The sequence below is a fragment of the uncultured Thiocystis sp. genome, from assembly GCF_903866365.1.
Lineage (GTDB): Bacteria > Pseudomonadota > Gammaproteobacteria > Chromatiales > Chromatiaceae > Chromatium.
In genome coordinates this window covers 1-6326 of sequence record NZ_CAIPNF010000131.1, presented here as the reverse complement: position 1 = coordinate 6326, position 6326 = coordinate 1, and the positions used below count along the sequence as shown (strand labels likewise).

Below are 6326 nucleotides of genomic sequence, written 5' to 3'. Positions count from 1 at the left end.
TCGCCCCGATGCTCGACTGGACGGATCGGCACTTCCGTTTTTTTCTGCGTCTGATCACCCGTCACACGCTTCTCTATACCGAAATGGTCACCACGGGCGCGCTGCTCCACGGCGAACGGGCGCGTTTTCTGCGGTTCGATCCCGCCGAGCATCCGGTCGCGCTCCAGCTCGGCGGCTCCGACCCCGTGGAGATGGCGCGTTGCGCGCGCCTTGGCGCGGATTGGGGTTATGACGAGATCAATATCAATGTTGGCTGTCCCTCCGATCGGGTGCAGAACGGACGCTTCGGCGCCTGTCTGATGGCCGAACCCGGTCTGGTGGCCGACTGCGTGGCGGCGATGAAGGACACGGTCGCGGTACCGGTCACGGTCAAGACCCGCATCGGCATCGATGACCGCGACAGTTATGGCGAACTGGTCGATTTCGTCGGCACGCAGGCCGCGGCCGGCTGCGACGCGCTGATCGTGCATGCGCGCAAAGCCTGGCTCAAGGGCTTGAGTCCCAAGGAAAACCGTGACGTGCCGCCGCTGCGCTACGAGGTCGTCCAACAGCTCAAGATCGATTTTCCCGACCTGTCCATCAGCCTCAATGGCGGGATCAAGACCTTGGCTGAAGCGGCGGATTTCCTGACCACCCTGGACGGGGTCATGATCGGGCGCGAGGCGTATCACAACCCCTGGATGCTGGCGCGGGCGGACCGGATCATCTTCGGCGACGCACGTCCCCCATTGACCCGCCATGAGGTTCTCGACCGTTTTCTACCCTATGCGGAACGCGAACTGGCGGCCGGCGTCCCCTTGAGCGCCATGAGCCGCCATCTGCTCGGGCTGTTCCAGGGCCAGCCCGGGGGACGCGCCTGGCGTCGCCGGATCAGCGAGAATGCGCATCGTCCGGGCGCGGGGATCGAGGTGTTGTCGACCGCCGCCCCGCCGCAACGTCAGCCGGACGTGGTGACCGCCGAGCCCAGGTGTTGAGGATCGCCAGCGTCCCGCCGCGCCGATTCGCCGCATGAACTGGATCGCCCTTGCCCTGCTCTGCGCCTTCGCCCTTGCCAGCGCGGACGCGGCCACCAAGGCGTGGCTCCAGGGTTTCTCGGCGCCCGAACTGCTGGTGGTTCGGTTTGGGATCCCCGGTCTTTTGATGACCCCGCTCCTGCTCGGCCTTCCGCCCCTAACCGATCTGCCCCTGGCCTTCTGGGGCTGGATCGCCATCCTGGTCCCCCTGGAACTGGCCGCGATGCTGCTCTATATGGCCGCCATCCGCGACCATCCGCTCTCGCTGACCCTGCCCTATCTGGCCTTTACCCCAGTGTTCGTGATCGGCGTGGCCTGGCTCATTCTGGGCGAACGGGTATCGGCGCGGGGCGCCGCCGGCGTTCTGCTGGTGGTCGCCGGCGCCTGGCTGTTGAACAGCGACCACGCCCGTGCGAGCGACTGGCGAAGCTGGGCCACGCCCTTCGCGGCGATTCTCGATGAACCGGGGTCGCGGATGATGCTGACGGTTGCGGCGATCTACGCGGTCACCGCGACCCTCGGCAAGGGAGCCATGCGGTATCTGCCACCGGAATCCTTTGGCGCCTTTTATTTCGCCTTGCTGGGGATGGCCGCGTTCGTGCTGTTCGTTCTGCCACGACCACGGATGCTGCTCAAGCTGGCCAGCCGTTTCTGGCGCGTGCTCGGCGTGGGCGCCTTGATGAGCCTGATGGTCTACACCCACTTTCTCGCGATTCAGGAGGTCGCGGTGGCCTACATGATCGCCGTCAAGCGCCTGAGCCTGCTGCTCGGCATTCTCTATGGCGCCCTGCTGTTCCAGGAAACCGGACTGGTCGCCCGGCTACCGGCCGGCGCGCTGATGCTGGCCGGGGTCATACTGATTCTGCTCTGATGGATAGGGCCTATGACGAATCGTTGGCGCGCCTGGCCCTGATACGCGCGGGACACACTGCCTGTTTCTACTCCATCATGTCGTTAATGACATTCTTGAACCAACTATGGGCATAGCTCACCTCCCGCTTGCGGATCTCCGGACTCGCATTCGCGGGCGAGACGCCGCCGGAGCCGGGGATCGACTCGATGGTGTTGGTCTCGGCATTGAGGCGGTAGACCGCGGCCACGGAGATGCCGAAGTCCTCGCCGACGACGCTGTAGCAGGTGTTGACGAAGGTCGGGTCATCCGGCTCCTTACCTTGGAAACCGGCGACGATGGCGGCGGCGGCCACCTTGGCCTGGGAGTTGGCCGCGTAGGCGGACTTCGGCATGGTGGCGGCGCTGGAGGCGTCGCCGAGCACATAGATGCCCTTGTGGCGGCTGGACTCGAAGGTGCGTTTGTTCACCGGGCACCAGTCGCCGTCCACCAGATCGGCGGCAAAGGCGATGGCACCCGCCTTCTGCGGCGGGATGATGTTGACCACGTCACCCTGGAATTCCTCGACCAATCCGGTCAGGGTGCGGGTGCTCGGATCCAGCGCTTCCACCGCGCCACCTCCCGCGGCACTGACCCACTGGATCAGGCTGTTGTCGGTGCCGTAGCCATAGAGTTTGGTCCAGCCTTCGATGTAAAGGGCTTGCTTGGAGAAGGCGTCCTTCGCGTCGAGGATGGTGATCTTGGCCCTCGGCTTGTGGTGCTTGCAGTAGAGGGCAATCTGCGAGGCGCGCTCATAGGGGCCGGGTGGGCATTTGAACGGATCGGGCGGGGCGACGATGATCACATGCCCGCCTTCGGGCATGGCCTCGATCTGGTCGCGGAGCAGTTGGGTCTGCGGCCCGGCGTTCCAGGCATGGGGAATCGCTTCGTTCGCGACCTGCTCGTCGTAGCCCTCGATGGCCCCCCACTTGAAGCCGATGCCGGGAGAGACGACGCAGGCGTCGTAGTCGATCGCGCGGCCGCCCGCGGTCTTGACTTGCCTTCGCTCCGGGTCGATGCCGACGACCGTCTCTTGAAGCACCTCGATGCCATGGCCACGCAGACCGTCGTAGCCGAAAGTCAGCGATTGGAGCGTCCGTTCGCCGCTCAGAACCTCGTTGCTCATGAAGCAGGAGGTGTAGGCCGGCTTGGACTCGATCAGGGTCACGGCGATGCTCGGGTCGAGCTTGCGCAGGTACTTGGCCGCGGTGCAGCCGCCCACGCCGCCGCCGACCACCACCACGCGGCGCGCCGCCCCCAATACCAGCGACGGGAAACCCAGCGTCCCCAGCGCGGCGGCCGCGCCGGCGGCACGGATGAAGGTTCTGCGTTTCAGGTTTGTCACGATGCTCTGTTCTCCGTCGCCGCGCTACTGCTGGCTGCCGTAATAGTTGACCAGGGCGGGGATGGCCTTGTCCCCCGCCGCCTCGATCGCGGCGTCGACCTTGCGCTGCATCTTGCGCGGCCATTTCCGTTTGCCATTGATAAAATCCTCCATGCTGTAGTGCAGATAGGGCATCCACTGACCGGCGAGGGTGCCGGCATCGCCAGGTCGGCCGCCCTTCTCATGGCATTTTTCACAGTATTCCTCGTGCAGCCGGGCACCCTGCTCGGCCAAGACCGGATCGTGGGGCTGCGGAAACAGACGCAGGCGCTGACTGGCGAAGAACCAGGCCATCTCCTTGAGCTGCTCGTCGGTGTAGGCTTTGGCGATGCGGTTCATGATGCTGGCGTTGCGCTCGTCCTGGCGGTACGCCTGCATGGCGTCCACGAAGACCTCGGGGTCCATGCCGGCGATGGCGGGCATCGAGGGTCCAACACTGGCCCCATCGGTACCGTGACAACCGGCGCAGGTGAAGGACATGGCCTGGCCGGATGGTTCCGCCGAGACAGCCGCTGGCAGCACCAGGGCCAGCATGGCGAGAAGGAGATGGCAAACGCCCCTGTGGACGGTCTTGTCGCGCTTCATGTTCTCCATCCCCGTCAGCTCGGTATTGTGATCAGGCCGAACAGCACCAGCGTCAGCAGGGTCAGGCCGGTCATGATCAGCACGGTGGTGATGAACGAGGCCACCAGCGAGACACGCCGCGACGGACGCTGGACCAGATGCTTCTCCAGCTCACCGGCCGCCACGAGCCGCTCGTATTCGAGACGGTGGTCGTGCTTGAACTCGTCGATGGGGATGACGCCGGTGAAGATCGCCGTGCTCATCGGGAATCGCTCGGGCCGGAAGTGCACGTTGAAGAAGTGCACCGAGTTCAGGAAGATGGCCGCCAGCAACGCCTCTTCGGCATGCACCAGGTTGGCGATGTTGAACGTCCAGCCCGGCAGGATGAGAGAGGTCTTGTCCGGCATGAAGAGGATGAGACCGGAGGCGCCGATCACCGTGGCACCCCAGAAGGGCGCCCAATAGTCGAACTTCTGCCAATAGGTCCAGTGGCTGAACTCGGGGCGCGGACCGCGACCGAGGAACCACTTGAACATGTTCTTCAGGTCCTGCAGATCCTTCATGTTTGGGATCAGGGAGGTGCTGCCGAACCACTCGAACGTCTTGCGCTGGCGCCAGATGTTGCTGGTCGCGATCGCCAAGTGAATGAAAAAGATCCCGAGCCAGAGGATGGCCGCGGTGCGGTGGATGATGCCCTCCATCCGGATGCCGCCAAGGAACTCCACGACCGCCTTGGCCCAGGCGGTATGCGAGAACAGCAGCGTCGTACCGGTCAGGATCAGCGTCATGGTGGCGATGGCGAACAGGAAGTGGATCCAGCGCCAGACCACGGGGAAGCGGCGGAAGTAGACCAGGTCGGGCTGGCTCAAGTCTTCGACGAAGCCCTTGCCCTGGATGCGGTCCATCACTTCGCGGTAGAGCCACAACAGCACGTGGATCCAGAAGAAGCCCATGACGGAGAAGATCAGGATCTCCATGAACACCCGGAAGGCCCACAGGCCAGGGTAGTTTTCCCGATCGTGGGCGTCGCCGTGGGGCCAGAAGCTCAGGAAGTTGTCATTCGCCTCCTCATGGCAGTTCCGGCAGTTTTCCAGACGATTGTCGGCGTGGATCTCCGAGGTCGGGTCGTCTTCGCCCTTCACCGAATGCCCGCCATGGCAGTCGTGACACTTGGCGGCATCGGTGTAGCCGAGGCGGTGAACCTGGCCGTGATAGGACTTGAAGTAGGTGCGCTGGGCCTCTTCGTGGCAGTCGCCGCAGTTCTTGGTGATCGCGAGCATTGCCTTGTCCGTCTCTGGCGAGGCAATGTCATGGGTGGTGTGACAGTCAGAGCACACCGCCGACTCGCTGTCTTTCTTTTCCAGCACCGCTTTGCCGTGATCGGATGTGCGATAGTCCTCCAGCTCCTTCTCGTGACAGCGGCCGCAGACCTCGGGGTTCTTCAGGCGCTTCTCGGCGCGCTGAATGCTCCCCAGCTCGCCGATATTGTGGCCCTCGTGGCAGTCGTAGCAGGTGGCGTTGGTGCGGGACTGATCCAGCTTGCTGGGCTGCGCGTGGATCGACTGCATGTAACTGCCGATCTGCTCATTGACGACCTTGAGACGGGCATATTTGTCGTCCGTGTCGTTCTTGTGCTTTTCCCAGGTATCCCGGTGGCACTCGATGCAGCCGACGATGACCGCCGGTGCCTTGCGGTGGGGGACGCGGTCGATGGTGACGTGGCAACTGGTGCAGCTCTGAGAGCCGTGAACGCTGGCCTCGATCTCCTTGCTGTGGACGAAGATCTGCACCGGAGTGCCGTCGTCGCGCACATCCGTCTGTTGCTGCTGGTCGCCGTGACAGGTCAGGCAGCGTTCATTGGGAATGACCCGCTTGCCGGTCTCTGGATCGAAATGGTCGATCATCAGCTCTTCTTCGGGCTGCTCCGTCGCGGTGGCAAAGGCGACGGGAACGATGCTCGTGCAGAGAAGCGCCGCCAAGAGGCTGACGAATCCCGTGATGGCGATGCGTCTTGGCATCGTGGCTCCTCCGGTGTCCTCGGTCATCTGTGTATTCTTGTTGCCGATCAAGCCAGCGATGCGGATTGCGGAGTGTCGCGGCGCGCGCGCTCCGAGGTATCCGGCGCGGCGTGTCTGGAGCGGACCGCGCGAGGCGCAAGCCGCGCTCTTAATTTATTGAGCTGGCATTCTGCGCGATCACATTGAAAATGATCAATCGTATTGGCTCGCCAGACGGCCGCTTTGCTGATTTAGATCAATCGATCTGGATTTTCATACTTCCGTTTGGCTCCGTGTTTGCGGATGACGGATCAATCGGGTGATGCCTTTCGATAATATATCCTAACAGGGCTGGGCACCGAACTGGTCGATCTTTTGCCAGAATTGCGCCCAGCGTCCAGTGGACTGCACGAGTGCCCGCAGGCTCAAGACGATCTTGGCGCCCTGGTGTTTCCAGCGCATCCCCGCGCCGCACAGGC

Annotated in this window: 5 protein-coding genes; 2 read left to right on the top strand and 3 right to left on the bottom strand. The window is 63.5% G+C overall.

The genetic code is table 11. The features are described from left to right. The first annotated feature begins 8 nt into the window (after positions 1-8). A complete protein-coding gene (gene dusA / locus QZY07_RS07895) occupies positions 9-974 on the top strand; it encodes a tRNA dihydrouridine(20/20a) synthase DusA (RefSeq protein WP_295401371.1) in 966 nt (321 codons plus the stop codon). 34 nt (positions 975-1008) lie between these two features. Beyond that, positions 1009-1884 (top strand): DMT family transporter, encoded by an 876-nt coding sequence (locus QZY07_RS07890; RefSeq protein WP_295401370.1) that lies wholly within the window; start codon positions 1009-1011, stop codon positions 1882-1884. A gap of 67 nt (positions 1885-1951) precedes the next feature. On the opposite strand, the gene QZY07_RS07885 is transcribed toward QZY07_RS07890, so the two are convergent. From QZY07_RS07885 to QZY07_RS07875, 3 genes are read right to left on the bottom strand one after another with little or no spacing between them, the layout of a single operon-like run. Continuing rightward, positions 1952-3247: an NAD(P)/FAD-dependent oxidoreductase gene (locus QZY07_RS07885; RefSeq protein ID WP_295401369.1), complete on the bottom strand. Its 1296-nt coding sequence runs from the start codon at positions 3245-3247 to the stop codon at positions 1952-1954. 24 nt (positions 3248-3271) lie between these two features. Continuing rightward, on the bottom strand, positions 3272-3880 hold the full coding sequence (locus tag QZY07_RS07880) for a c-type cytochrome (protein ID WP_295401368.1): 609 nt from the start codon (positions 3878-3880) through the stop codon (positions 3272-3274). Between the two features lie 5 nt (positions 3881-3885). Further along, complete coding sequence (locus QZY07_RS07875; protein WP_295401367.1) at positions 3886-5868, bottom strand: cytochrome C; 1983 nt, start codon at positions 5866-5868, stop codon at positions 3886-3888. Positions 5869-6326: the final 458 nt, after the last annotated feature.